2 protein-coding genes are annotated in these 1,541 nt (G+C 31.1%); both read left to right on the top strand.

Translation table 11 applies throughout. The annotated features are described in order from the left end of the window. A partial coding sequence (locus U9R42_14825) for a PKD domain-containing protein (protein MEA3497299.1) occupies positions 1–914 on the top strand: 914 nt, incomplete at its 5' end. Between the two features lie 19 nt (positions 915–933). Then, positions 934–1,541: hypothetical protein (locus tag U9R42_14820; GenBank protein ID MEA3497298.1), on the top strand; the 608-nt coding region annotated here is incomplete at its 3' end.

The raw sequence follows: 1,541 nt of genomic DNA, 5'->3' as shown, positions 1-1,541 counted from the left end.
GTTACTGGACTGGTCCCGTTAACAAAAACGGTTTCTTCGATGCTAATACTTCTTTAGGAAATTTCCCAATTGTTTATCATTTTACCGACAACAACGGATGCTACAATTCTGACACAATAACTCTTTCGGTAGTTGAACCGACAATTACAATCGATAAATTAAATCCTTTAGTTTGTAAAAATAACTACTATGAATTAAATGCACAATTCGAAAATGCTCAAAACATGTTCTGGACAAAAGGTAAGCAAGCAGATGGTTATTTTGTTGGTAGTCAGCATTTAAATTCTGTTGAATATAAACATGGAAATAATGATTTATCAAAGCAAGGCTTTTGGATAAAAGCAGAAACTCAAGACCCCGTTTGTAGTACAAAGTACGATTCTATTTTTGTTCAAATCGGAGACATTCCAATTGCGAGTTTCGGAGCAAACATAATTTCAGGGGAAGTTCCCTTTGTTGTTAATTTTTACGATTCATCAACAATTGCTTTTAATGCTATTTCTCAATACTTTTGGAACTTTGGAGATGGAAATTCTTCAATAGTTCAGAATCCGATTTACACCTATCAAAATGTTGGAAATTATGATGTGATGCTAAAAGTTATTTCTGACCTCGGCTGTGCTGATTCACTTACAAAATTAGCTTTCATAAATGCCAAAGTAAATGGAATTACAGAGGTTGAAAATTCTACATTACTGATTTACCCAAACCCTTCGAATGGAAAAGTTTACATTAAATCAGAAAGAAAAATTAAATCCATTAATTTATATAATTCCTTAGGAAAGTTAATTTTAGAAACTCAGGATTTAAACGCAAAAGATTACGAATTAAAGAAACAAGTGAAAGGGATTTATTTTTTAAAAATTGGATTGATGGATGGAAGTGAGATTGTAGAGAAAGTTGTTTTTGAATAAATTAAATATATACAAAATTATGAAAAAGAAAAAATTATTACTCATCACACTTTTTATCGGAATGTTTTTTATCACAAAACCTGTATCATCAAATAGTATTATGGGTGGAGAATTAACATGGACATGCGTTGGGGTAGATAGTTTTTTGATAAAGCTTGTTCTTTACAGAGATTGCAATGCGATTCAGATTGGAACTGTAAGTATTCCAATAACATGTAATTCAACAAATCAAAATATTACAACTGTTTCAATATCAACACCAGCAGTTGCTGATATTACTCCTGTATGTGATACATTATGTACAAAATGTTCAAATGCTACTTGTTCTTTCCCTTATGGAATAGAAGAAATTACTTATCAAAAACTTGTAATATTAAGTAGTGCAGGGAGTTGTTGTGAATTAGTTTTATCGTATTCTCTATATTTTAGAAACTATGCTATTACTACTGGTGCAGCAAATAAAAATTTCTATATAGATGCAATGATGAATCGTTGTTTAAACCCATGTGATAACTCACCTCAATTTACTAATTCTCCTGTTATCATTGCTTGTATCGGAAGAGATTTTGTGTTTAACAATGGAGTCAATGATCAGGACAAAGATTCACTTGGAGGATTGTCAGACTC

The sequence above is a fragment of the Bacteroidota bacterium genome, from assembly GCA_034723125.1.
In the GTDB taxonomy this organism is placed as follows: domain Bacteria; phylum Bacteroidota; class Bacteroidia; order CAILMK01; family JAAYUY01; genus JAYEOP01.
This window is presented reverse-complemented; position numbering and strand designations above follow the sequence as displayed.